The sequence below is a fragment of the Bradyrhizobium sp. USDA 4532 genome (genome assembly GCF_024171315.1).
GTDB lineage: Bacteria > Pseudomonadota > Alphaproteobacteria > Rhizobiales > Xanthobacteraceae > Bradyrhizobium > Bradyrhizobium australafricanum.
The window spans coordinates 8736370-8759150 of the sequence record NZ_JALJZN010000001.1 but is presented as its reverse complement, the minus strand read 5'-3'; the positions used below and the strand labels follow the sequence as shown (position 1 = coordinate 8759150).

The 22781-nt window shown below is 61.3% G+C and carries 24 protein-coding genes and 2 pseudogenes; 9 read left to right on the top strand and 17 right to left on the bottom strand.

Features of this window, described 5'->3' with window-relative positions:
• Window positions 1-253 precede the first annotated feature (253 nt).
• Window positions 254-520, top strand: coding sequence for a DUF3892 domain-containing protein (locus J2R76_RS40545; RefSeq protein WP_141342262.1), 267 nt, complete (start codon window positions 254-256; stop codon window positions 518-520).
• Between the two features lie 928 nt (window positions 521-1448).
• Here J2R76_RS40545 and J2R76_RS40540 read toward each other — a convergent pair.
• A complete protein-coding gene (locus J2R76_RS40540; RefSeq protein ID WP_253589750.1) occupies window positions 1449-1694 on the bottom strand; it encodes a hypothetical protein in 246 nt (81 codons plus the stop codon).
• Between the two features lie 204 nt (window positions 1695-1898).
• On the opposite strand from J2R76_RS40540, the gene J2R76_RS40535 reads away from it, so the two are divergent.
• A complete protein-coding gene (locus J2R76_RS40535; protein WP_253625965.1) occupies window positions 1899-2276 on the top strand; it encodes a hypothetical protein in 378 nt (125 codons plus the stop codon).
• Between the two features lie 98 nt (window positions 2277-2374).
• A complete protein-coding gene (locus tag J2R76_RS40530) occupies window positions 2375-2632 on the top strand; it encodes a hypothetical protein (RefSeq protein ID WP_253625964.1) in 258 nt (85 codons plus the stop codon).
• A gap of 820 nt (window positions 2633-3452) precedes the next feature.
• On the opposite strand, the gene J2R76_RS40525 is transcribed toward J2R76_RS40530, so the two are convergent.
• The 3 genes from J2R76_RS40525 to J2R76_RS40515 all read right to left on the bottom strand — a co-directional run bounded on the left by J2R76_RS40525 (window position 3453) and on the right by J2R76_RS40515 (window position 5238).
• On the bottom strand, window positions 3453-3656 hold the full coding sequence (locus J2R76_RS40525) for a cold-shock protein (protein WP_253589748.1): 204 nt from the start codon (window positions 3654-3656) through the stop codon (window positions 3453-3455).
• Between the two features lie 342 nt (window positions 3657-3998).
• Window positions 3999-4244, bottom strand: a complete 246-nt coding sequence (locus J2R76_RS40520) for a hypothetical protein (RefSeq protein WP_141342256.1) — start codon at window positions 4242-4244, stop codon at window positions 3999-4001.
• A 562-nt stretch (window positions 4245-4806) separates the two neighbouring features.
• Window positions 4807-5238, bottom strand: coding sequence for a hypothetical protein (locus J2R76_RS40515; RefSeq protein ID WP_141342255.1), 432 nt, complete (start codon window positions 5236-5238; stop codon window positions 4807-4809).
• 226 nt (window positions 5239-5464) lie between these two features.
• Here J2R76_RS40515 and J2R76_RS40510 point away from each other — a divergent pair.
• Window positions 5465-5684: pseudogene (locus J2R76_RS40510) on the top strand (hypothetical protein); the annotation flags it as partial.
• On the opposite strand, the gene J2R76_RS40505 reads toward J2R76_RS40510, so the two are convergent.
• The 4 genes from J2R76_RS40505 to J2R76_RS40490 all read right to left on the bottom strand — a co-directional run bounded on the left by J2R76_RS40505 (window position 5648) and on the right by J2R76_RS40490 (window position 10315).
• Window positions 5648-5785, bottom strand: a complete 138-nt coding sequence (locus J2R76_RS40505) for a hypothetical protein (protein WP_246786700.1) — start codon at window positions 5783-5785, stop codon at window positions 5648-5650. The pseudogene J2R76_RS40510 and the gene J2R76_RS40505 sit on opposite strands and share 37 nt — an antisense overlap.
• 81 nt (window positions 5786-5866) lie before the next feature.
• Window positions 5867-6106 carry a hypothetical protein gene (locus J2R76_RS40500; protein ID WP_141342254.1) on the bottom strand — a complete coding sequence of 80 codons (240 nt, stop codon included), beginning with the start codon at window positions 6104-6106 and terminating at the stop codon, window positions 5867-5869.
• 45 nt (window positions 6107-6151) lie between these two features.
• Window positions 6152-6694, bottom strand: a complete 543-nt coding sequence (locus J2R76_RS40495) for a relaxase/mobilization nuclease domain-containing protein (protein ID WP_253625963.1) — start codon at window positions 6692-6694, stop codon at window positions 6152-6154.
• Window positions 6695-7093: 399 nt separating this feature from the next.
• Window positions 7094-10315, bottom strand: coding sequence for an adenylate/guanylate cyclase domain-containing protein (locus tag J2R76_RS40490; RefSeq protein WP_253625962.1), 3222 nt, complete (start codon window positions 10313-10315; stop codon window positions 7094-7096).
• A gap of 681 nt (window positions 10316-10996) precedes the next feature.
• Here J2R76_RS40490 and J2R76_RS40485 point away from each other — a divergent pair.
• Window positions 10997-11870, top strand: a pseudogene (locus tag J2R76_RS40485) (tyrosine-type recombinase/integrase).
• A 717-nt stretch (window positions 11871-12587) separates the two neighbouring features.
• On the opposite strand, the gene J2R76_RS40480 reads toward J2R76_RS40485, so the two are convergent.
• Both J2R76_RS40480 and J2R76_RS40475 read right to left on the bottom strand, forming a co-directional pair.
• On the bottom strand, window positions 12588-12794 hold the full coding sequence (locus tag J2R76_RS40480; protein WP_141342846.1) for a hypothetical protein: 207 nt from the start codon (window positions 12792-12794) through the stop codon (window positions 12588-12590).
• Window positions 12795-13233: 439 nt separating this feature from the next.
• Window positions 13234-13437 carry a hypothetical protein gene (locus tag J2R76_RS40475; RefSeq protein WP_076834276.1) on the bottom strand — a complete coding sequence of 68 codons (204 nt, stop codon included), beginning with the start codon at window positions 13435-13437 and terminating at the stop codon, window positions 13234-13236.
• An 839-nt stretch (window positions 13438-14276) separates the two neighbouring features.
• On the opposite strand from J2R76_RS40475, the gene J2R76_RS41195 reads away from it, so the two are divergent.
• Together J2R76_RS41195 and J2R76_RS41190 are read left to right on the top strand one after the other, a co-directional pair.
• Window positions 14277-14765, top strand: a complete 489-nt coding sequence (locus J2R76_RS41195; protein WP_375166562.1) for an amidohydrolase family protein — start codon at window positions 14277-14279, stop codon at window positions 14763-14765.
• 9 nt (window positions 14766-14774) lie between these two features.
• Window positions 14775-15371, top strand: coding sequence for an amidohydrolase family protein (locus tag J2R76_RS41190; protein ID WP_375166587.1), 597 nt, complete (start codon window positions 14775-14777; stop codon window positions 15369-15371).
• 61 nt (window positions 15372-15432) lie between these two features.
• On the opposite strand, the gene J2R76_RS40465 is transcribed toward J2R76_RS41190, so the two are convergent.
• Together J2R76_RS40465 and J2R76_RS40460 are read right to left on the bottom strand one after the other, a co-directional pair.
• Window positions 15433-15702, bottom strand: a complete 270-nt coding sequence (locus J2R76_RS40465) for a hypothetical protein (RefSeq protein WP_141342844.1) — start codon at window positions 15700-15702, stop codon at window positions 15433-15435.
• Between the two features lie 132 nt (window positions 15703-15834).
• Window positions 15835-16506, bottom strand: a complete 672-nt coding sequence (locus tag J2R76_RS40460) for a Crp/Fnr family transcriptional regulator (RefSeq protein WP_233442927.1) — start codon at window positions 16504-16506, stop codon at window positions 15835-15837.
• On the opposite strand from J2R76_RS40460, the gene J2R76_RS40455 reads away from it, so the two are divergent.
• The gene (locus tag J2R76_RS40455) at window positions 16496-16648 is read left to right on the top strand and encodes a hypothetical protein (protein WP_233442928.1); all 153 of its coding nucleotides are present in this window, start codon (window positions 16496-16498) and stop codon (window positions 16646-16648) included. The two genes, J2R76_RS40460 and J2R76_RS40455, sit on opposite strands and share 11 nt — an antisense overlap.
• A 215-nt stretch (window positions 16649-16863) precedes the next feature.
• On the opposite strand, the gene J2R76_RS40450 is transcribed toward J2R76_RS40455, so the two are convergent.
• From J2R76_RS40450 to J2R76_RS40430, 5 genes are read right to left on the bottom strand one after another with little or no spacing between them, the layout of a single operon-like run.
• The gene (locus J2R76_RS40450) at window positions 16864-17700 is read right to left on the bottom strand and encodes a phosphodiesterase (RefSeq protein ID WP_141342843.1); all 837 of its coding nucleotides are present in this window, start codon (window positions 17698-17700) and stop codon (window positions 16864-16866) included.
• A 3-nt stretch (window positions 17701-17703) separates the two neighbouring features.
• Complete coding sequence (locus J2R76_RS40445; RefSeq protein ID WP_141342842.1) at window positions 17704-18768, bottom strand: ABC transporter ATP-binding protein; 1065 nt, start codon at window positions 18766-18768, stop codon at window positions 17704-17706.
• Window positions 18765-19550, bottom strand: a complete 786-nt coding sequence (locus tag J2R76_RS40440; RefSeq protein ID WP_028336858.1) for an ABC transporter permease — start codon at window positions 19548-19550, stop codon at window positions 18765-18767. The genes J2R76_RS40445 and J2R76_RS40440 overlap by 4 nt, the downstream gene beginning before the upstream one ends.
• A gap of 4 nt (window positions 19551-19554) precedes the next feature.
• Window positions 19555-20370, bottom strand: coding sequence for an ABC transporter permease (locus J2R76_RS40435; RefSeq protein ID WP_076834043.1), 816 nt, complete (start codon window positions 20368-20370; stop codon window positions 19555-19557).
• A 38-nt stretch (window positions 20371-20408) separates the two neighbouring features.
• Window positions 20409-21416 carry an ABC transporter substrate-binding protein gene (locus J2R76_RS40430; RefSeq protein ID WP_076834045.1) on the bottom strand — a complete coding sequence of 336 codons (1008 nt, stop codon included), beginning with the start codon at window positions 21414-21416 and terminating at the stop codon, window positions 20409-20411.
• A 192-nt stretch (window positions 21417-21608) separates the two neighbouring features.
• On the opposite strand from J2R76_RS40430, the gene J2R76_RS40425 reads away from it, so the two are divergent.
• On the top strand, window positions 21609-22760 hold the full coding sequence (locus tag J2R76_RS40425; RefSeq protein ID WP_253625961.1) for a zinc-binding dehydrogenase: 1152 nt from the start codon (window positions 21609-21611) through the stop codon (window positions 22758-22760).
• Window positions 22761-22781: the final 21 nt, after the last annotated feature.

Below are 22781 nucleotides of genomic sequence, written 5' to 3'. Positions count from 1 at the left end.
GTCCTACGCCTCCCAGGCGGCCGACTGGCTGCTGCAGAAGGCCATGGGGTGGATGAGACCACGCCAGCGGTCGAGCAGCCAAAGGTTGAAGATGCAATAAGTGAGCACTCCGATTTTAAACGCCGCTGCTGCGGCACACATTAGAATGGGGGAAACGACGCACCACTCGTTTTGATACCAATGTCCTATTTCAATCTCCCTCTAGTTGTGCTCCAAATTGAGCTTTCGAAGAAGAGCTAATTGGGAGGGGAAATTGCCAGACGTACAGGTGACCTGCATCAATAAGCAGCCACGAAACGATCCGCACGAGGGCATCACGCATCTCGGAGGCATCAACTGGAAGTGGCCGCGATCACAAGTCATCCAATCAATTGAAAGCGGGGCCAACACATTCTTCACGATGGTCGGCGGCAAGCGAGCCGACGTGGGAGTCGTAAATGGACCGAACGGCAAATATGTTCGGACCCATGCTGACGGCTACTACAACGACAATCTCTTAGCCCTGCCGGAGTGTCGATGAACTTGTCCTGACCGGGTTGCCTACATCGCGCAATGTGCTACACGGCGGTCCTCTCAATAAGGAGCGCCACGTGGCCAAAAATAGAAAAGCAATTCGCCGCAAGTGGACAACGGACGAGGTTCGCGACCTTAAGGCGTTAGCGAAGCAAAAGTTGGGCGCAGCGAAAATCGCAAAAAGGCTAAAGCGCACGAAGAGCGCTACGATCGCTAAGGCGTTTATCCTAGGCGTGTCGCTGGAGACGCGAGGTTAATTCCCACCACGGCAAACCAAACGGTGCTAGAATTTGCCTGCCCACGTGAGTCGGGGACATCTAAGATGACTTCAATTATCGAATGGGGACCGCTCCAGAGAGCGACGAATGCCCTCCACCAGCCCGTGATCTGCCGGAACTTCGATGTCAGGTCGCGAGATGGCTATGTCAGCGGACAAATCGTTGTCGACGACACATCCGATCCTGCCGCAATGTCGGAATGCGAGAGCCGGCTAGCCTTGCTGCTGAGAGACGCCCTCACCGATCTTGGCCGGTAAGTCAGTCCAGCAAGTCGTCATCATCCTCGGCTGACAGCGAGCGCCGCCACACTGGTAGCTTTCGTCGTGAGTGGCGCTGATGCCAGCCGAGGAAAAGTAAACCCGATTGGCAACCACCAAGCTGCACCACCCATAACGTCACGCCGTCCGGCGCATGTGACACAATTCGCCGAGTGCGGCAGTTGTGTTCTTCGTCACGCGCTTCGTCTACACGCGCAGCAGCCGCCACCTTACATTCATGGCCGCCTATCCAGCATTTGTCGCGATTGACAAGTAAAACCCGATTGTCGTGACAGACAATATGGCGAACGTAGACCACCCGTCTCACCGTCTTCGCTGCACAGGCTGCGTGTTTCGGCAATTTCCGGACACCGATTTCGGTAATTCGCGGACGGCGATTTCAGTAATTCCGGGACAGGGATTCCGCTAAATCGCGGACAGTTGCGCGAGGTTGGTTTTCGGGAGCGCCGTTCAGGCACGCGAAGATTCGGAACCACATCCAGGTGGTTTCAGATTCAGACAGGAAGCCGGTTACCAACTCCTCGGCGAAGCGCTGCACCGCCAGCGCGTCCTCGCGATACTCTGGCAGTTGGCAGGTAATCTGACTTGCCTGTCGGCGACGCCAATCCTGCGGTTGCTCGCTCATCCCATTGCTCTCTGCTGCCAGTCTTGGCTGCTAGCTTGTTCGTACAGGTATTCATGGTCGGCTATTCCGGGCTCGGCGGGACACACTGATGAGCGTGGCCAGGGAGCTCTCCCGACGTCGGCGGTTGGACCAGGTAGTTCAGCAACCAAAACGAACGTGAGGTGTTTTAGAATCGGGCGACTTTCTAAAAGCTGGGAGAGTCCGATGTTTAGGAAAATCCTAATCTCACTGATCGCAGTTATCGCCGTGGCGTTTGCACCGACTGCTGCCTCTGCGCGTGGAGGCTTCGGCGGCGGCGGTTTTCATGGTGGTTTTCATGGCGGATTTGCTGGCGGCGGCTGGCGCGGCGGTGGTTGGCGCGGAGGCGGGTTTGGAGCGGCCGCTGTTGGACTTGGGATAGGTCTGGGCTTGGCGGGTGCCTACGCTGCCTACGGTTACCCCTACGGATACGGCTACCCGTATGGGTATGGCTACGACTACGGGTATGGCTACGGTTATCCGTATGGCTACGGCTACCCGTACAGCGCCAGTTATGGCTATTGCCTCGCAACAGCCAGCCAGCAGGAGTATACTTGCTATTAATAGCGAGCCAGCGGCTCATCCTGCTTGAATGTTGAGACAATCGCGACCTGCCGATTGGGGAGCCGCGGGTGCTTTGCCCGGCAAATGTGGAGGGTAAAATGGCCCTGCACTTCAGCCAGGTCTGGACTGGCGATTTGGAGATGTGGATCGCAAGCAGCGACGACTACTCATTCGTTATCAGCAACGAGAGCCGGAGTGGACCCGGGTTGCATGGAGAGCCGGGCTTTGTTGCGTCATATCGCCCCGACTTTCTGAATATGCCCGCAGCTCAAGTGTCCGGGTCGCCCTTCGGCACGTTCGCTGAAGCCGAGCGGGCCTGCAATGCGTTCTTGGGTCGCCTCATTATCGAAGGATGATAGCCGCGCCGTTACCGGCTCCAGAGAATTCGGCTACCAACTAATCGTCAGTCAGAGAAGGTCTGCCGTGCTGAGAGCAATCTTCATTACGACTTGTCTAGTTGCAGCGTCGCCATCGGTTGCCCAGCAGGTGCGGGTGATCACCGGGGACTTTGAGCATGTATACGGACCTGGTGGTGAGGTCCTCGACGATGCCGAGATGCGTGCACGAAACCAGCGGGCTTCTGAAAAGATTCAGATTGAAAAACAGCTCGCGATTGAGAGGCAACAAATCGAGGCCGAGCGACTCAGGCGTCGGTCAGACCAAGAGGCTGCTCTCGCCTACGATGCAACTGCTCCGACGTGGGACTCAACATACGGCGGCTGGTTTTTCGTTAATCGCCATCGGGGCCACCTGAGGATAGGCGTCTCGCCGAGGATGGGCCCGAGGATGGGCGGCTCGCGAACGGCGCCGTAACCAAGCTGACCTCCCCGGCGCTCCGAGGCCAATCGCCGGCTGGTCGAGATCGGGCTGAAGGCGAAATCCAGTGAACGCACGCCGCCGAACGGCAAGTTCGAAAGGGCTGCTTTCGCGCGTCTATGCTGTAACGATCGTCAGATCGTTTGGCACTCGGCGGCTGGGGGTTCGCTCATAGAACGCCAAACATCGCCGAGCATAGAGGACTTCCACCTCCAAGCTGTCGTTCATACTCGGCACACATGAGAATGGCCCCGACGCCGGCGCGTCGGGGCCGCATTTCAATCTCCCGCAGTCGGGGTTGGGCAACTGAAACCACGGAAGCATTGAATTGAACCCGGGCGCTGCCACTTGTTCCCGGTGTCAGCCCACCCGCAGATTTTCGGCTGACGTCTTGCCGCGGTTTTCCCGCTCTTCGTAACTGACCTTTGCACCCTCGTTGAGGCTGCTCAGTCCCGCTTTCTCAACGGCCGAAATATGCACAAAGACATCCTTGCCACCGTTGTCAGGCTGGATGAAACCGTAGCCCTTCGTCGGGTTGAACCACTTCACAGTACCAATCGCCACTAGACAAATCTCCTTTGAGGAATGGCGGCAGCCTAGTTCGACAGCGCGGCATCCCGCAAGGCCCAATACGGGACCGTTGGCAACAGTATAAGTACGGTAACGTTTCGGAGGAGCGGGTGCGCCGCCCCGCTTGTCAGCTCCTCGATTTTCTTGGGACCGCTAGGCTTCGGAGCGACCTACCGCGCAACCACTGCGCAGCATTGACCTGCGTCATACGGGCGTGACGAGAGTGCTGTTACCGTTGCTGGCATTGCTGACCAGCTGAAATTCCGCGGCCGGGACAAAACATTTCGAGCCCAGCGGCGTAGTTTCTCGGGAGATTAGTTGGGCGCTGCAGGCCACTCATTCGAGTGGTAGGGAAAGTGTCGGCAGCGGCTTATTGCCCTGCTCGCAACCTGTTCGCCCCTTGGGCGGTAGACTCGGCGTTGAGGCATCCGCGGCAGTCTCGCCCATGAAGTGGGTCAAATTAACGTCCGATGACCACTCCACATAACCAACGACCGCAAAAGCAACCGCCGCCACGATGACAATACTGACCACCGAAGCGGCGGCTGTTGCCGACCAGCTTTGGCTTTTGAAAAACGGCATCACGATTCTCCGACACCGAGCTGCCACCCGGCGCTTGCGTTAGATCAGCTCGCGATTATCGAGTGTGAACGGCCTCACATTTCACGCGCACTTGATCCTGAGGCAGCGCTTTACTGAGGCGGCGGCTTCGTCGAGCCTGTCATTCCCCTGTGGCATTGGTCGTGCAGCACACTTGAGGCTGGGGATTTCAGTGTCCCAGTTCAGGAAGAAAACGCCGCCGGGCGTGTATTCGTGAGACCGGCGGCGTCTTTTCCTGGGACCTTTATACTGGTCCTAAGTTGACTGCCGCACGGGCGATCGTCTGCCTCAGTTGGTAGTGCCAGCCATCCGGGCCAATGGTGTCGGTGTCGGGCCACTCGTCGCCCTCATCTTCCATCTCGTTCGCGTACCGGAGCACGGCGGCGATGCCGGCAACGGTCGTGGGAATCGTTGACGCCAGTTCCCACGCGGCGGCTCGGGCCGCGTGACCACAAGCCTAATTGTTGTCTTGGGCGTCATTGCCAGCGACAAGCACAACTTGGCAGAGGCTGATCGGCGCCGCGCGTGCCTCTGACCGAACCGCCTATCTTTTGGTGCGTCTTTGCGGAGAAGGAGCCGCTGGGGTTGCCTGCGCTGGGCTTTCAGCCCTTGCAGATTCCAGCGAGTTAACTCGCGCGCTTAGCGCACCGAGCTGGTCGGATATTAGCTTCTGCTCGCCCTGCTGAGCGGAAGTTTTCTGCTGAGCGTCACCGATCTGAGCAGCCTGCCTTTTTTGGCCGGCTTCAATCCCCTGCACCGCCTGTTGGAGAGACGCTAAAGTCTGCTTCATCTCCGCAAGGGCCGGATCCGGTGGAGGTGCGACGGCCGCGCGCTCTTGCGAGGCTGCAAACTTTGTCGCGTTGCTGTAGCTCATCCAAAGCGCACCGCAAGCGACGATAACGGCGAGAACAGCTATGAGCAGCGGAAACGACGATCGCGCCTGTGCATCGCCGGGCGTTGACGAATCGGCGGTCATGAGAAGTTCCCCGATTTGGACAGATGGAAGAACTATCCAATCTCCGGTTTGTTCCGGAGTCACTTGGTTCTGGCAATGACGGCAACCCCGTAGCCTCGCCGCATCACTGCCGACATCATGACGCGTCCACTTCTCCACAGCCACGACACGCTATAGCCGTGCCCTGTTCCGCGCCTCAACTCATTGATAATTTGCGTGGCCACCCTCGGCCTGCTCTCTAGTCAGGATGGGCTCGAAATCTCGAGAGTACATGTTCGGAGCAACGGTCAGGCACCTAGCCGAGCGCGCCAAGGAAGCCCGGCTCGAGGCCGACACCGTCGCCTGCCGCGTGGAATGCCCGCATGCTCGCCTTCCAGGGGCCGGCCCAGCCATCCCCTGCCCTCGGTGATGCGCTCAACGCCGGCTACCGCTACCTTGAGGTCAAATGCCTTGGCTGCGGGACGAATACGTCATCGAAAATGACGACACCGACTGACTGACCGTACTTGGCCGAAAACTTGGCCGATGCCTCACCGGGGCGCCCGACCGGCCGGGCGATAATTGTCACGCCTGGCGCGTCGCACGGGACGACACAGCATTTACTGCTGGACTGTCCAAACGGATCCAGCGAGGCGCGATGCCGCCGCGGCTAACGCTCCGGCGCGCCCCGGCCCGGCTCGGGCTGTTCCGTTTCCTTTTCCTTGGCCAGCCGCTTTTCGTGGCCGAGATAGACCCTGTCGCGCAACGTCAGCGGCCGGTCATTCGGCATCGCCTCAAGAAACCGCGTGACGTTTTCCGACAGCGCCCGGTCGCGCGCATCAGGACTGTTGGCCAGCGCCCGCGCCACCGTCGCATAGGCGGTCCGCACCCCCTGATGCTTCGCGCGCATCTTCTGCTCCCAGGGGTGCTCGTCCCGCCCTGGATTCTGTTTCCGTTAGTCATAATCCTGTCTGAGCTCGCGGATCATGTCGTGCCGCACCCGCGCCTCCCCGCGCTGCTCCATGCGTGGCATTGCCGTCGCATAGTCGCGCATCCCGACCCCGCGCGCGTAGCGCGGTGTGGCCTCGGCATCGATCCCGCGGCGCCGCAGGCATGCCGCAAACTTCTCCCGGTACTCGTGCAGCTGTGACTTTCGCGGGTTGAATGTCTTCCCTTCCCGGTCTCGGCCGCGCACCGTGACATGGCCATGCGCATGCGCCGTGTCGTCGTGGAAGCACACCACGACATCGACCCGCGGCCGCAATTCCTTGTCGACAAAATCGGTCACCGCATCCCTGAACTTTTCCCGGTCACTTCCCTTCGGTAGCGACAGCACCATGTTGACCGACATCGGCGCCTTTCGCAGGCTCTTGTTCTGCGTCGTCACCTCCGCGCTATCGGCCCAGGCCGCGTGCAGCTCTCCGACCGCTTCCTTCCCTTTCATCGGCCCGTAATCGGATTGCATCTCCACCTTGCCATTGCGGGTGATGTAATCCAAATGTGCCCTCAGATGTCCGGCATCCTTGGTCCGCCCCGACACCTTCACAACCACCTCGGGCGCCTAGCGAACCAGCCGCTCCAGCCGCGTCTTCGAGGCCGGCGATACCCCGAGGCGTGGCCCGCCGCTGCCGCCCGACCCGGCGCGATGAGGACTTGGTCGATGCATCGGTAGCAAAGCGGCTCCTCCAGGCCATCATCGACAATCTGCCGGAGCCAGTTCCCGGGGGGAGGCCGGTTCACACGATCGGCATTCCGGCGGCACGATCCGGTTGCGGGGATTGCCGCAATTTGTCTGGGCGCGGGGCGGCGCCTATACGTTCCTGCCGAGCCTCTCGGCGATCCGCTTTTTGGGATCGCAGATGATGTGAGTCGACCACAGGCCGGGGGTCATTCGGCACTAGTTCAACACTCTCACCAGGTCATCAGCCTCGCGCAGATCGCGGGACGTTTCCGCGGATGCAAATTTCGCCCGGATCGATATCAGCAGGTCTCGTGCTTCGGCGCGTCCGGATGCGCTCTCGCCGGCGCTGACCAAGCGCGCGATGCTGATCGCCGTGCGCAATTCCCAACCGACCGCCCCGAGCTTCCTGGCAGAGGCAAGCGAGCGTTTGAACAAGCGCATGGCAGCCCGGTCGTCTCGCGATGGTTCCCGACACAGCAGCGAGCCGTGAATCCGATAAATCTCGGGAGCCGCCCAGCGCTCGCCGGTTTTCTTCATCAGGGACTCAGCCGAAGCAGCGAAACTTCGAGCCCTTTCCATCTGCCCGATCCGTCCGAATTCTGTGGCGAGCAGAATTCGATAGAGTGGCATCTGAATGCACCGGTTCTCGGCGGGTAGTCTGCCGAGCAAGCCGCACAATTGTTCGAGCACTTCCGGCGCGGGGCCTCGTGCCGCCAACGCAGCGGTGGCCCACAATGGGCCGATGACCCGGTACATCGGATAGCCGTACTCGTCAGCGACCTTCAGACCGCGCTTGACGCTGGCGAGGTTGGCCGCGAGATCGCCCTCATACCAGTGGTCGGCGACGCCAAGAATGGAGGCAAAAGCTTGCATGAACGGATGTCCGATCTCGTTCGCGAGCTGGCGCGCCGTCACACAGCACTCTCTGGCCCGCCCCGGGCGGCCCAACAACCATTCGATGTGTCCGGAATAGACAAGCGATACGATCAATGGATCATGCTGATAGATCTGGACCAGCTTGCCGTGCTCACGCGGATCGTAGCGAGCGCTGACCAGAGCCGCGAGCTCACTTGCCTGCTCCAAACGACCGAGAAAGAAATTGGCGATTACGGCAGCGGTGTAGGCCATGAGGGCAGCCTCGTCGTCGCGCCACTCTTCTGCCCGCCGGACGAAATCGTGCGCGTTTTCGAGGCCTTTGGTGAGCTCGCAGTTGACCAGCTTGGCTATGGTACTTCCCCACAGCACCGTCGCCTTCTCGCGAATGGTGCCATGGCTCGCGCAAAGCTTGAGTGCACGACTGTAGGGGCCATAGACGTTGGGATCGGACCACCCGGCATTGGCTGTGTACGCCATCGCCAAATTGGATTGCAGCGCGATTTCAGCCTCGAAGCGCCGCGGTGACGCCGGCATCTTGGGTATCAGCGAGAGACCTTCGCGAAGATGAGCCACGGCTTCCTTGGTGGCAGAGCTGCGGAGCGCGGATTTGCCCGCCTGAAGCCAGGCCTCGATCGCTTCCGGAATGTTGCCTGCGCGTGCATAATGATAGCCTAACACCGCCGGCTGGCTGCTTTCTCCAATGGCGGCTTCCTGCAGCAGCCACGATGCGACGCGCGCATGGAGCTCACGCCTTTCCTCCTTGAGCAATGAGGAGTAGGCGACTTCCTGTATCATCGCGTGCTTGAACGTGAAGACCTTACCTTGAGACTCTTCGCTACGATACACAATCCCGGCTGTCTCGAGCGCCCGCAACGCGAGTTTCAGCGTTTGGCCCTTGCCTGGAAGCACGCTGAAAATGCCATCATAGTTGAAGCGCCTTCCGAAAACAGAGGCGATCTGGGCGACGCGCTTGGCAGGACCGAGACGATCAAGGCGCTCCATCAGTGAATCGTGAATGCTTGCCGGCACCAGGGTCTCCGGCAACTTCCCGCTCGGCGCAGGGCTCTCGGCCGGCCGCGGGATCGCGCCAGCATCGACGATGGCGCGTGTGAACTCCTCGACAAAGAGTGGCACCCCGTCGGTTCTTTCCACGATCTGGCTGGCAATCCTGCGCGGCACCAGATCGCTGCCCGCCACGGCCACGACCATCTGCTCGCATTCATGCACTGCCAGCTTTTGCAGAGCAATCCGCCGAATTTCCGGCCCTGTCAGCCAGTCGGCCCTGTAATCATCGCGATGCGTGATCAGGACCATGATCCGCTCGCCGGGACAGCGTGCGATCACGCGCACCAGCAGTTCGATGGTGGTTGGGTCCATCCACTGGACGTCCTCGACGATTCCGAGGATCGGCTGCTTGCGCGAGGCTGCGAGAAGAGCATCGACGAACATCTGCAAGGCACGCTCGCGCTCCGCGGGAGATCCGAGATCCGCGGGTTCGTATCCCGGGCATGCGGGTATTGATAGGACTGCTCCGTAGTAACGAAGCGCCTGCTCGACATCAGTGACGGCTCTTGCCAAAAGCGAGCGCAATTTTGCCAATGCGAGTTGAGCGTCGTCGGTGTCCTGGATGCCGGTCGCACGTGTGAGCCGCTCGATTTCCGGGGCAAGCGGTGTGTTGACGTGGAATGGTGAGCATTGCAGCGATAGAACATCACGCGGAGACGCATCAAGGGAACTGCGAAACTGGCGGATCAAACGTGACTTGCCGATGCCGGGTTCACCGGAAATCACACCGACCTGTCCCGAGCCGGCGAGGCTCTTCTGCCACATCTCGGCAAGCAACGTACTTTCGCCGGTTCGGGCTATCATCGGGGCGAGAGGCGACCTCCGCGCTCGGTCGAACCTGCTCTCGCTGGACGCAAGCGCCTCTGCGCGCCAGGCTTCGACAGGCTCCTCGACGCCCTTGAGTGGTCGTCTGCCAAGCGGCACGTAGCTGAACGTTCCGCGAGTCAGCTCGTAAGTGCTTGAGCCAACCACGACGCCGTTCTCGCTGGCGAGCCCCTGCAGACGGGCAGCGACATGTGCCGAACTACCGAACACTTCCCGCCGATCGGGCGGCTCGCCGGGCACGCTGCCGACGACGACGACCCCGGTATTGACCCCGACGCGCACGCCGAGGCGGACAAAACTGCCATCCGACAGCAGAAAGTTGTGATCCTTGATCGCCGCGGCGACCGCCAGCGAAGCGCGGACCGCGCGCTCAGGGTCATTTTCGTGGGCTTGCGGGACGCCAAAATACGCCAGCAATCCGTCGCCAATCATTCTGGCGATATGACCGCCGTAGCGGCGAATCTGCTCGTCGCAGATATCGCGGTAAGTTCTGATAACCGCGAAGAACTCCTCGGGATCGATCCGCTCGCTCAGGGGTGTCGAGCCGACGATGTCGATAAATACCACGGTGAGCTGCCGGCGTTCGGCATGCAGAGCTTCATTCTCGACATTCGGCGGCGCCTGCGTCCGCTGAAGTCCGCCCGAACGATCGGGCTTCGGCTGGCTGCTCATGACCCACCGTGTTCAGTTTCCGCCGTGCCGGGAGGCAAGGTCGACGGCAAGCCGCGTCAGGTTGACGCTGCCGAGCGGCCTGTGCTCGGGCAAACAGTTCCATGGATTGAACACCATGTTCCCGCGGCCGTACAGCGCATTCTGCGTCAAGCCCTGCCCTGGAGCGGCAGGTGTCTCAGGCGCACTAGCCACTCTAGAGGACGGGGCCACCACCGCGAAGCGCCCTCGACGTCATCCGACGTGGCGGCGTGCTGTACCCGTATGGAGAAATCGAACACGACGTCATCGCCCCCTTGATGCGTACGCGAGTCCAGAACCCTCACAAGCGCTTTCTGGAGAAAGCTTTTCGATGGGCTAAAACGCAAACGTCCACCATCTGGTGTCCTCAATTTGACCACCGGAAGGACCGACCAAATAGCGCGCGACCTTGCGTTCGCCGATCTTCGGCTTCGGGTCACGAACGTCGCCCTCTGCAATAGACGGTGGCTTGTCGATTTCCGCTATACCCCGTTGGCGACCGAAGTCGTGTGGCGGCGCAATATGTCGCGAAGGCACAAAGGACTAAACCGCTCGCGCGGTAGGACGCCGCGGCTGGCGGCAGGGCCAAGACGATAGCGCAACGGGGCGTCCTGTCTTGAGATCGAGGGGTTCGACAACCTCACTCAAGACAGGAGCATCCCCATGACCGACGAGGCAATGAGCCCGTTGCGCCGGCGCATGATCGAAGACATGACGATCCGCAAGTTGGCCCCGAAGACCCAACATGACTACGTGCAAAGGGTCAAGAACTTCGCCGCATTTCTCGGGCGATCACCGGATACGGCGACCTTCGAGGACGTGCGCCGCTATCAGCTACATCTGACGGCAAGCGGCGTTGGCGCGCCGACCATCAACCAGACCGTCTCGACGCTGCGGTTCTTCTTTCGGGTCACACTCAAGCGCCACGAGATCGTCGAGCATACCCATGTCATTCACGAGCCGCGCAAGCTGCCGGTGGTACTGAGCGTGGAGGAAGTGGCACGGCTGCTCGATGCCGCACCGGGGCTCAAATACAAGGCGGCGCTGAGCGCGGCCTACGGTGCCGGGCTGCGTGCCAACGAGGTCGTCTCACTCAAGGTCTCCGATATCGACAGCAAGCGGATGATCATCCGCGTCGAGCAGGGCAAGGGCGGCAAGGACCGCAATGTCATGCTGTCGCCCAGCCTGCTCGCGCTGCTACGGGCCTGGTGGAAGATGGCTCGGCCGCAAGGCTGGCTGTTCCCTGGCCGTGACCCGGCCCAGCCAATGACCACACGCCAGCTCAACCGTGCCTGCCACGCCGCCGCCCAGATGGCGGAGATCAACAAGCGCGTCTCGCTGCACACCTTGCGGCACAGCTTCGCCACCCACCTGCTTGAGCAGAACATCGACGTCCGCGTCATCCAGGTGCTGCTCGGCCACGCCAAGCTCGACACCACCGCGCTCTACCCGCGTCGCCACCAAGACGATCAGCGAGGTCATGAGCCCGCTGGAGCATGTCGGCGAAACTCGTTCCGCCTACTATGCCCTCTGCTGACTTCTGCACTGCGGTCAGATCGCCTTACGACGACCTCAGTCTCGTTGCCGAGACGCAGCGCAGATCTCCCGAGGTAAGATCGACCGCCTTCGCCGCACGCCCGCCGGATTTACCACCCCGGCCCTTGATGACCGTGGACTTCGCGATCACGTGCTCGCTCGTCCGGCCGGGTAGGCCTCGTTATCCGGTTTTTGTCCATCGGGCCGCGGCTTTGCTCCACGCTTCCTTCAGACCCCACCTCGCGATGACGCCCTTGCGCTTCGCTAATCCTTCACCGTCATCAGGCTGGATAGAGGACTTCCACCTCCAAGCTGCCGGTCATGCTCGGCACACACAGAATAGCGCCCCGTAGGGCGCCTCGTACCTCACGTATTGAGGGCCACTCAGTACACCGATGCAGTCAGCATTGGCATGACGCCGAATGATGCCTGCCACACCCAATAGACGGGCCTGCATTTCACTTTCAAACTTCTGATGATGTGCGTCTAAACAAGCCCCCGCTCCACCGCCATGCGCCGCGCACCAACTTCAAGGTAGAGCCGCGCCGCACTGATCGCCGTACCGCGGTCTGGCCCGTCCAATAACCGACAGAAGTGCGCTCTGCGCCATTCTTTAATGCGACGCAGCCGGCGCCGCATATGCGCCGGTCGTTCGGCGGCGATGTCTTAAGGTAGGCCGTCATTCCCTGCTCCCAGAGCGGCACACCATATCTCGGGATCAACGATTCAGCTTGCCGTATTTTTCTGCAACGGCATACATCGCTTCGTAGTTTTCGCGTCGCAACTCGCCAGAGTAAGCAAAGCCATTTCTTGTCGCAATGTTCTGCAGCGTCCGATAGTAGCTAGGCAAGTTCGTGTTGACCGCCTCCACGATGCGAGGGACGAGAGTCATATCCCTAGATTGTCGGTCAACCTGATCGGCCAACTGCCGGGTCGGGTGGCAGTCTTGATCGAATCAGTTTCCGCCGGGTCGCTCGCCAAAATGGGAACTTCCGGGGACACGGCGGGAGACTTTCGGCCGTCTGGGCTCGGAAGCAGTAAACGCCGAGATGACGGAGACCGACGCGATCCGTAGAAGTCAGCCATTTTGGGCCTATTTTCATGCATTTTCAGGCACTTGCCTGATAGCGGGAGGGATCGAACCTCCGAATGGCGGAATCAAAAATCCGCTGCGGTCAACGCCGTTCGTCAAACGATAAGAAGTCGCACGGCGAACGTACCGTCGTCTTCAAGACGGCACCGGTCTATTTGCGTCGGTAACACCACCATTAGACTTGCAGGCGCCTCCGATTGGATTCCCGCCCTCGGACCTCAGGGGGGAATTTGATAGCCACCTTAGTCTAGTGACATCTTCTGAAAGATAATCAGTTTTTGGTCTGATTCTGACTCTGAAGAATATGCATTTCTGCTCGCGCCAAGTGCCGACGAAGTGCGGCAATTGCCTGAAGGCTCACCTCGAAGGCGACGGGGCCCATCTCCTTAGTCTCCAGTCGAATGGCAGCATGTCCGTCGGAACGCAACATCGTCTCCGAACCAGTCACATTCAGGATCACCAGGTTTCGGTCCATTTTCCCTCCCATCGAACCCGTCTCCTCACGAGGACGTTTCCTCGTTGCCTAGACGAGGCAGTGCTACCGTCGGCTTGGCTTCGGCGTAAGCAGACCCTATTCCGCCTCGCTTCATTCATTTTAGCATGAAATCGCCGTTCCGTTCCGCCAACAGACTACGCGGCTCCGCCGCACACCGCTGGATCGCGTCGGCTCTTGAGAAAATCCCGCTATTGGTCGTTAACAGGAAATTCGTCTCAATTGACCAAGCATCTACGTTGACAGCTAGTAAATGCGGTGAAAGCAAGATTAGTGGATCATGAACGAGCGGATGGCGACCGACGGCGGTCTGTCGCGGTTTCAGTCCGACGGGGAACAGACGATTTTGGGGGTAGCGCCAGCGAACCTTTGATGTCCCACATCAGCGCGAAATCGCGAGAGGGCTGAGTGGCCTTTGGTCCAGAAGGCGAGATTGCTGGCGGCGCCAATCCGCTCGAAAAGCGCTCGCGAAAGTGGCGATAGTGATCAATGCCGTCACTTGCATGCTGAACGGTGCGGTGCGGTCGTGATATTGGCATTTGTCGTGTTCGCGACCTGATCAAAGTCGATCGAGGGTGACGCATTGCCGATCTGACTGAATGCTATCCATTACACGGCGACTTGCCGCAAACAGCGCGATGGCACGCGCAGGCGTATCGCAGACGAAGTGCCGAAATGGCGCGACATCATCGCAAAGGCGGAGACCAAGCCGGTCTGAGCAGATCAACATTGCGCGACACGCACAGCGTGTGATCTTGCGAGCACTAGCCAGCATCCCTACGCTCCCCCTCCATAACATAACAACCAGGGAGGCGATCGTCATGACTACAAGGCGGGATTTCCTGAAAGCGGGAGCAAATGCGGCGGCAGGCATCGTGTTCTGCGGCTGCGGGCTCGTCCACAACGCAAATGCGCAGCAACCGCGCCAGCAGTTGCCGGTCACGGTCAACGGCAAACGTGTCAAGACGATCGACATTCACGCGCATTGCCATTTCCGCGAGGCGGGCGCGCTGCTCGGCGCGGACGCCGGAAAATATCAATTGCCGCCGGTCAACGGCGCCAGCGAGGCCTTCATCGAGATCGACAAGCGACTGGCTGCAATGGACGCGCAGGCCATCGACATGGAGGTGCTTTCGATCAATCCGTTCTGGTACGACCGCGATCGCGATCTGGCCGGAAAGATCGTGAAAATCCAGAATGAAAAGCTCGCCGAACTCTGTGCCTCGAAGCCCGACCGGTTCGCGGCGTTCGCCTCGCTGACGCTGCAGGCACCGGACCTTGCGGTGCAGGAGCTGGAAACGGCGGTGTAAAAGCAGGGGCTGAAGGGCGCTGCGATCGGCGGTGTCGTCGACGGCGCCGAATTCTCAAATCCGAAGTTTCATCCGGTATGGGCCAAGGCCGAGGAACTCGGCGTTCCCTTGTTCATCCATCCGCAGGGCGTGCCCGAGCTCAACAAGCGGCTCTCCGGCAATGGGTGGCTTGGCAACACGATCGGCAATCCGCTCGAGACCACGATCGCACTCTCCCATTTGATCTTCGAGGGCACGCTCGATCGCTTCCCGGGGCTGAAAATCATCGCCGCACATGGCGGCGGTTATCTCGGCTCGTACGCCGACCGCTCGGACCATGCCTGTCTGGTTGGACCCAAGGGATGCAATCCGGAGATCAAGCTCCAGAAGGCGCCGGCGGAGTATCTGAAGCAGATATATTTCGACTCTCTGATCTTCACGCCGGAGGCGATCCGGCACCTCGCCGCCCAGGTCGGCGCCGGCCAGATCGTGCTGGGAAGCGACTATCCCTATCCATGGCAACTGGCGCCGGTCGACCACATCTTCGCCTCGTCGTCGCTGAGCGACGATGACAAGGCCAATATTCTCGGGCGGACCGCAGCAAAGCTGCTTGGAGTAGCCGCGTGAGGACGGCTTGCTGTTGAACAAGCGCCTGTCGTCGCGCCTTGCGCGACGACGGCATCAACGATCAGTAGGCCTTCACCGTCCGGATCTCGCTGCCCGGCCGCACCGTGGGTGCCACCTGCGCGATATTGGGTATCGGATCAGTGTAGACGGTGTCGGTTCCGACGAACTCCGCTTGCGCCGCGTCCGATATCCATCTGACCGCAGCCGGGTGACTGACCAGCATCCCGATCAGCGCAACGATGACGAGCAGCGGCAGCGCGACAAGCTTGATGCTGAAGCTCTGGTAATTGTGCTGTGGGTTCTGCCGCCGCTTGTCGAAAGAGCTCTGCATGGATTCCTCCATATTGTGCTCCCCTGACGCGTCACTTACCGCAGCGCACGCAAGGCCGATGTGAATGGCTTCACAGGCCTTGTTCAGCTCACCGTTTCGTGAAATGCGCGACCGACCGGGCAGCCGGCGCGACTACTCGCCGTCGTTCGCCCCGGCGTCGACCAGCTCCTGGAGGGTCTCGCGCTTCAACACGACGATCGCGCCATGCTCGAGCCTGACCCAACCGCGTATTGCCCACGCCCGGAGCTGCTTGTTGATGCTCTCGCGCGTCATCCCGACCATCTCGCTGATCTCCTGCTGGGTGATCGAGATGGTGCGTCCCTGCGGCTTGTGCTTGTCGCTCAGTCGCAGCAGCGCGCTGGCCAGACGGCCGGGCAGGTTCTGCAGGATGACCTGCTCGACCTGATCGCTGGTCCGGCGCAGTCTTTCGCAAAGCAGCTCGATGAACTTCATCGCAAGCGTCGGCTGGCTGCGCACGAACGGAATGAACTCGCGCCGGTCAATGACGAACAGCTCGCAATTGGTGTTGGCGGTGGCATCGGCCGTCCGCGACAAGCCGTCGAGCAGCGCGATCTCGCCGAAGATCTCTCCGGCCTCGATCAGGTTCAAAATCGCGTTGCGACCATCCGGCGACGAGATGCTGATCTTGACCGTGCCCGAGATCACCGCAATCAGGCTGGTGCCCGGATCGCCCTTGGAAAAGATCGTCGTGCCCCGCTTCAGCGTGGTGTGCTTGGCGTAGCGGCAGAGCTGATCGAATGCTTCGGGCTCGAGATCGGCGAAATAGGGATGCTTGCGCAACACCGACAGCTTGTTGTTCGAAAACAACGGCGCGCCGGAAGTTCGTTCTATGGGCGGCGCTCCGGTCATCGTGATCCAGACTGATTGTGTTGCGTTCAATCGGCCCGCCAGCACAGCGGACGCCGACAAAGCCATCGATCAATGAAAGCAGACAGAAGTATAGCCCCCCCGGGGGCCTACAGCAACAAAGGGACCGAGCCGGCGCATTGGGAGGCATCCAAGGTACAATTTGGAATAAATCTGCGTCGATGCAACGCTCAATTGCAGGCGACGGGCTGCCCTTGATCCGACATACCCGACCGATCCGCGACAATCTCGCCTGGCAAGATCCCGTCGGTGCGAGGGGTCAACGCGGCCAGCTCACAGCAGCTTGCCGTCCGGCCCAAAGAACGGATGCGGCCCGTCAAACTGACCGATCGGGACCTGGTGCGTGACCAACTGTCCAAAATCCGGACCGGGAAACCACGTGTGCAAATGAAATGCCGGCGGTTCCACCTTGAACGACGGTTCGCGGAGCTGTCCGAGGTCCAGGTCAACCGCATGGTTCGGCGCGGGGCACAATGTCGCGGGAATCCCGGCGAAGGAGGTCAGCATGGCACGATGGACGTGCCCGCAGCCGATCAAACGCACCCGCGGATGGCGCCTGACGATTGCTGCCAGTTCTGCGGCATTGAAAAGGTCCTGGCGGTCCATGTGCCAGATGCCGCCCTTGAACGGCGGGTGATGCAGGAAAAGCAGCGCGGGCCGGTCTGCTGCCGCCAGTGTCGCGTCCAGCCATTGCAGCGTCGACGGCTCGAGCATGCCATGAGGCTTCCCGGCAACGCTTGAGTCAAGCAGCAGCAGATCGAGGCCATTCACCTCGATCTTCTGGTCGAGCGGGCCTGTCGCGTGAACATAGGGTGCGGCAGGAAACGCGGCGCGCATCCACGCACGCGAATCGTGATTGCCGGGAATTCCGGCAAACGGAACGCGCAACGGCGCGAGCAGTCGTTTGAGATGGTCGTATTCCTCGACCGACGGCGTATCGACAAGGTCGCCCGAGATGACGACGAAATCGGGCGCCGGCTCGAATCCATTGATCGCCGCCACGCAGCGTTCAAGCGCCTTCGCGGTATCGACCCGGCCATAGGCCAACGCTCCCGGCGGCTTGATGTGGAGGTCGGAAATCTGGGCGATGAGGACCGGTTTCGACGGCATCGATCAATCTCGTGGTTCGGAGGGAAGCAGACGGACAGCGTCGGGCGCGATCGAAAGCCCGACACGATCGCCGATCCTGGCTTGAATCGTGTTGGGAGCGTCGACATTGAGCGGCTTGCCCGATGCATCACTCACGACGAGCCGCTGCCGGTCGCCGATGAAGCTGACGGAATCGACGAGTCCCGAGAGCAAACCCTCGCCCGCCTCCGTCACGCGAATGGTTTCGGGGCGGATCATGACGGTCGCGTTCGCGCTCGTCGCTGCACCCTCGATCGGCAGTCGCCCGCCGGGCAGGATCAATGCCCCGTTCTCGACCGGAGCCTCTACAATGTTCGCCGCTCCGATGAACTCCGCCACAAACCGGTCCTTCGGCGCGAAGTAGACCTCGCGGGGCGTACCGATCTGGGCGATTGCGCCTTTCCGCATCACGACAATCCGGTCGCCCAATTCCATGGCTTCGGACTGATCGTGGGTGACATAGATCGTCGTGATCCCAAGCGCTCGCAACAGCCGGTTGAGCTCGCTGCGCAGCCGGTCCCGCAACGCGGCGTCGAGCGCGGTCAAGGGCTCGTCGAGCAGCAAGATGCCGGGCCGGATCGCGACGGCGCGCGCCAGGGCGACGCGCTGACGCTGGCCGCCCGAAAGCTGGTCGATGCGGCGATTCTCCAATCCCGTGATGTTCGTCAGAGCAACCAGCTCGGCGACGCGTGCGGCACGCTCGCCCCTGGCAACACCGCGGATCTTCAGCCCGTAGGCGATATTGTCCGCCACCGTCATGTTGGGGAACAGGGCGTAGGACTGGAACACCATCCCGACATTGCGCCGCTCGATCGGGACCGAGGTCATGTCCTTGCCGTCGAACAGGACCTTGCCGCCGACATCTGGCAGCTCGAGGCCCGCGATGATGCGCAGCATCGTGGTCTTGCCGCAGCCGGACGGCCCAAGCAGCACCAGCGTCTCGCCACGCGCAATGTCGAGGGTCGCGGGATCGAGCGCGCGCGTGCCGTCGGCAAAGGTCTTGCCGCACGCCTCGATCCGCACCGCTGCGCCATGCCCGGCCGTGCTCATCGCTTGTGATCCCTGTCGGCCAATAGCTGCATTGCGACCAGCAGCGGAATGATCATCACGAAGAAGATCAACGTATAGGCCGACGCCACTTCGAGCCGCATCGAGGCGTAGCTGTCGGCGAGCCCGATCGGCAGTGTCTTCGTCAACGGCGTATGCAGCATCCAGGTCAGGTTGAATTCGCCGAGCGACAGCGTGACCACCATTAGCGCGCCGGCGAGAATTCCGGGTAGCGCGTTCGGCACGATGACGTCGCGGAAGCGTCGCCATGGCGATGCCCCGAGCGAGGCCGCCCCCTCATCCAGCGTCTTGATGTCCACGGTCGCGAACACCGCCATCACCGACCGCACCATGAACGGCATGGTGAAGATCACGTGTCCAACCAGGATGAATAGCCAGGAACGGCGAAAGTCGCCGAAGCTGCCATAGGCGAGCAGCAGTGCGAGCGCTATCGCAAGCCCGGGGATCGCCAAAGGCAACGTGATGATCTCCTCGACGATGCGCGCAAGCCGGCCTCCCCGCGCATGCAGCGCATAGGCTGCGGGAACGCCGGCAAGCAGTGTGACGGCAAGGGTCGCGAATGCGATCACGAAAGAGAGCAGGATGGTGCCGGCATAGAGCTCCCAGACCTGCGCGACCCATTGCAGGGTCACGCCGGACTGGATGCCCCGGAAGTAGTTCACGGTGACGCCGGCGGAGATCGAAAGCCCCGCAGGCACCACCAGGAATGCCGCCACGAGCAGCGTGAAGATGAACTGGCCGGTGAAGATCAAGCGATCGCGCATGCGTTCACCCGGCCGCCGCGACCGCGCTGCCGCTGAACGAGCGGGCGAGCGCGAGGATGAGCCAGGTGATCAGGCCAAGTCCCACCGACAGCGCGGCCGAGGTCGCGAAATTGGCGGCCAGCGTGAACTCGGTATAGATCAGCATCGGCAGCACATCGATATTCGTCGCCAGCGTAAACGCAGTCCCGAAGGCGCCCATCGCGGTTGCAAATGCGATCGCGCCGGACGCAACGAAGGCCGGCGCCAGCGCCGGCAGCACGACGTCACGCTGGACCGCCCAGGGGCTGGCGCCGAGCGAACGCGCGGCTTCTTCCAGACCGACATCGAGCTTCTGCACGGCCGCCATGATGGTCAGGATCACGCGCGGGATCGAGAAGTAGAGATAGCCGAGGAACAGCCCGTAGATCGAATAGGCGAAGACGAACTTCTCGCCGAAGATCCGGTTCGACAGATCGCCGATCAACCCCTGCCGCCCCGCCAGCAGGATGATCATGAAGCCGACCACCACGCCGGGAAACGCCAGCGGAAAGGTCAGCATCGCGATCAGCACGGCCCGGCCTGGAAAGCGGTGCCGCTGCAGAAACATTCCGGCTATCGTCGCCACGATCAGCGTGACGACGGTCGTTGCCGCCGCCAGGAGCACGGTATTGATCAGCGTCGCGCGATAACGAGATTCGGTCAGGATGGCGAGATATCCGGCGAGCCCATGCGGCCCTTCGGCGCCTGCGACAACCAGCCGTGCCATCGGCAGCAGGAAGAATGCCGTGGTCACGACCGCGAGCGGCAGCAGGCAGAGCCAAACGAAGGATTTTTGCGACATCGGAAGAATGGTGCCCCGGCGAAGGGCACCATATTGCCTCAGCGAACCTCGGCGAGATAGCGGTCGACGAAGGCTTTTTGCACGTTTTCCATCTCGCCCCAGTCGACGCTCTTGGCGCGGGCATAGTCGCTGTCGGGGAGGAATTTCCCCTTCACGGAAGCCGGCAGCTCGATCGGGCGGGCCGGACGCAGATAGGCATTGGTCCAGATCGCCTGCCCCTTGTCGGACAAGAGATAGTCCATCACCTTCTTGGCCTTCTCCTTGTCGGGCGCGTTCTTCACGAGACCAACGACATAGGGAAACACCACCGATCCCTCGCAGGGAATCACAAACTCGAAGTTGCCCTTCTCCGAATATTTCGCGCGATAGGCATTGAAGTCGTAGTCGAACAGGATCGGCATCTCACCGGAGACGACGCGGGCATACGACGTCTGCTTGGGTACGATCGGATCGTTCTTGCGCAGCTCCTTGAAGAAGCTGATCGCCGGATCGAAGTTGCCTGGCGAGCCGCCGAGCGCCAGATTGACGGCGACCGCGCCGACATAGCCGACCGCCGCCGACGACGGATCGAGATAGCCGACCATCCCCTTGTAGTCGGGCTTCAGGAGATCCTTCCAGCAGGCCGGCACCGGCTTGCCGCCAAGCGCATCCTTGTTCACGAACAGGCCGAGCGTGCCGGAGTGGATCGTGGTCCAGTAGCCATCCGCGTCCTTGAGGCCGGCCGGGACCTGATCCCAATGCGCCGGCTTGTAGGGCTCGAGCGCGTCCTGCGCCTTGGCCTTCATGCCGAAAGTCACGCCGAAATAGCCGATATCGCCGACCGGATTGCTCTTCTCGGCCAGGATCTGAGCCAGCGCCTGGCCGGAATTCTTGTTGTCATGCGGGATATCGTAGTTGAGATCCGCCTTGATCGCCTTCAGCATCGAGGCCCAATCCGCCCATTCCGGCGGACAATTGTAGCAGATCACGTCGGCCGCCCTGGCGGATTGCCACGGCGCGATCAGCAACAGCGCCAGCAACGCAAGGACAAGGCGGACGGTCTTCATGGGAGGCTCCGGTCTGGGAGAGGATGCAATGAGGATTTCAACATCAAGCGGAGGACCAAGTATAGGCCGCGTATGAATGTTTTGCGACGCGCTTGCTGCCGTGCAGCAAATGCAACGGCTCCGATGCCGACCATCGGGTGCTCGCGGCAGCCACTGGTTTCGCGCTAGGCTGACGGCCGAAAGAGGAAGCCCATGTACCAGCCGCCCGGCGTCAACACATCGCCTGATCTGCCCGTTCCCGGCCTGATGCAGGCCTGGGTCCTTGGTGACCCCGGCCAGCTCCTGCTTTGCGAAAAGCCGACGCCGGTCCCCGCGCGTGCCGAGGTGCTGGTGCGCATCGATGCGGTTGCGATCTGCGCCACCGATCTCGAAATCATCCATGCCGGGTCGCCGGCAAGCATTGAGGGCGGCCTGCCCTTCAACAAGAACTTCACGCCGGGTCACGAATACATGGGCACGGTCGCCGCACTCGGGCCGGACGTTGACGAATTCAGGATCGGCGAGCGGGTCAGCGTCGAAATCCACGCCGGCTGCGGCCAATGCAAACGCTGCCGCCAGGGCATGTACACGTCCTGTCTCAACTATGGAAAGCCGGAGAAGGGCCACCGCGCCAACGGCTTTACGACCGACGGCGGATTCGCGGAGTACGCAGTTAACCACATCAATACGCTGGCGCGCGTACCGGATAGCATGAGCGATGCGGAGGCGACGCTCGTGGTGACCGCAGGCACGTCGATGTACGGCTTGACGGAATTGGGAGGATTGGTGGCCGGCGAGAGCGTCGTGGTGATCGGCCCGGGGCCGATCGGACTTCTCGCAGTTGCCGTGGCCAAGGCGCTTGGCGCAAGCCCGGTGATTCTGACCGGCACGCGCAACAAGCGGCTGGCGATCGGCGGGGAATTGGGGGCCGACCGCGTCATCAACATCAACGACGAAGACGCCGTTGAGGTCGTGAAGCAACTAACAGGGGGAATCGGCGCGGACTATGTCGTCGAATGTGCCGGCACCGAAGCGACACTCAACCAGGCCATTCACATGACCAATCGTGGCGGCAAGATTTGTCTGGCCGCCTTCCCACACGAGGCTGCGACGCTGGACATCGCGCATCTCGTGCGAAACAACATCTACGCTTACGGGATCCGCGGCGAGGGCCGCAGCGCCACTCGCCGCGCCATGGAATTGATGGCAGCGAAGCGGTTCGACGCGACAAGGATCCACACGCATACGTTTCCGCTGGAAGACCTGCCGACGGCGCTCAGATATGCACGGGATCGCGTGGATGACGCGATCAAGGTCGTCGTCACCACCCGCAAGGTCGACGCGATCGCGCGCGCTGCGGAGTAAGGTCCGTTCGCGCCGGCGGCA

Bases quoted from the DNA above. Each gene is read 5' to 3' on its own strand.
- J2R76_RS40430 (WP_076834045.1), bottom strand. From the start codon at position 21,416: ATGAAGACCGTCCGCCTTGTCCTTGCGTTGCTGGCGCTGTTGCTGATC.
- J2R76_RS40465 (WP_141342844.1), bottom strand. From the start codon at position 15,702: ATGCAGAGCTCTTTCGACAAGCGGCGGCAGAACCCACAGCACAATTAC.
- J2R76_RS40475 (WP_076834276.1), bottom strand. From the start codon at position 13,437: ATGGACCGAAACCTGGTGATCCTGAATGTGACTGGTTCGGAGACGATG.
- J2R76_RS40450 (WP_141342843.1), bottom strand. From the start codon at position 17,700: ATGCCGTCGAAACCGGTCCTCATCGCCCAGATTTCCGACCTCCACATC.
- J2R76_RS41195 (WP_375166562.1), top strand. From the start codon at position 14,277: ATGACTACAAGGCGGGATTTCCTGAAAGCGGGAGCAAATGCGGCGGCA.
- J2R76_RS40490 (WP_253625962.1), bottom strand. From the start codon at position 10,315: ATGAGCAGCCAGCCGAAGCCCGATCGTTCGGGCGGACTTCAGCGGACG.
- J2R76_RS40425 (WP_253625961.1), top strand. From the start codon at position 21,609: ATGTACCAGCCGCCCGGCGTCAACACATCGCCTGATCTGCCCGTTCCC.
- J2R76_RS40540 (WP_253589750.1), bottom strand. From the start codon at position 1,694: ATGAGCGAGCAACCGCAGGATTGGCGTCGCCGACAGGCAAGTCAGATT.
- J2R76_RS40530 (WP_253625964.1), top strand. From the start codon at position 2,375: ATGGCCCTGCACTTCAGCCAGGTCTGGACTGGCGATTTGGAGATGTGG.
- J2R76_RS40440 (WP_028336858.1), bottom strand. From the start codon at position 19,550: ATGCGCGATCGCTTGATCTTCACCGGCCAGTTCATCTTCACGCTGCTC.
- J2R76_RS40445 (WP_141342842.1), bottom strand. From the start codon at position 18,768: ATGAGCACGGCCGGGCATGGCGCAGCGGTGCGGATCGAGGCGTGCGGC.
- J2R76_RS40515 (WP_141342255.1), bottom strand. From the start codon at position 5,238: ATGACCGCCGATTCGTCAACGCCCGGCGATGCACAGGCGCGATCGTCG.
- J2R76_RS40535 (WP_253625965.1), top strand. From the start codon at position 1,899: ATGTTTAGGAAAATCCTAATCTCACTGATCGCAGTTATCGCCGTGGCG.
- J2R76_RS40435 (WP_076834043.1), bottom strand. From the start codon at position 20,370: ATGTCGCAAAAATCCTTCGTTTGGCTCTGCCTGCTGCCGCTCGCGGTC.
- J2R76_RS40520 (WP_141342256.1), bottom strand. From the start codon at position 4,244: ATGCCGTTTTTCAAAAGCCAAAGCTGGTCGGCAACAGCCGCCGCTTCG.
- J2R76_RS40500 (WP_141342254.1), bottom strand. From the start codon at position 6,106: ATGCGCGCGAAGCATCAGGGGGTGCGGACCGCCTATGCGACGGTGGCG.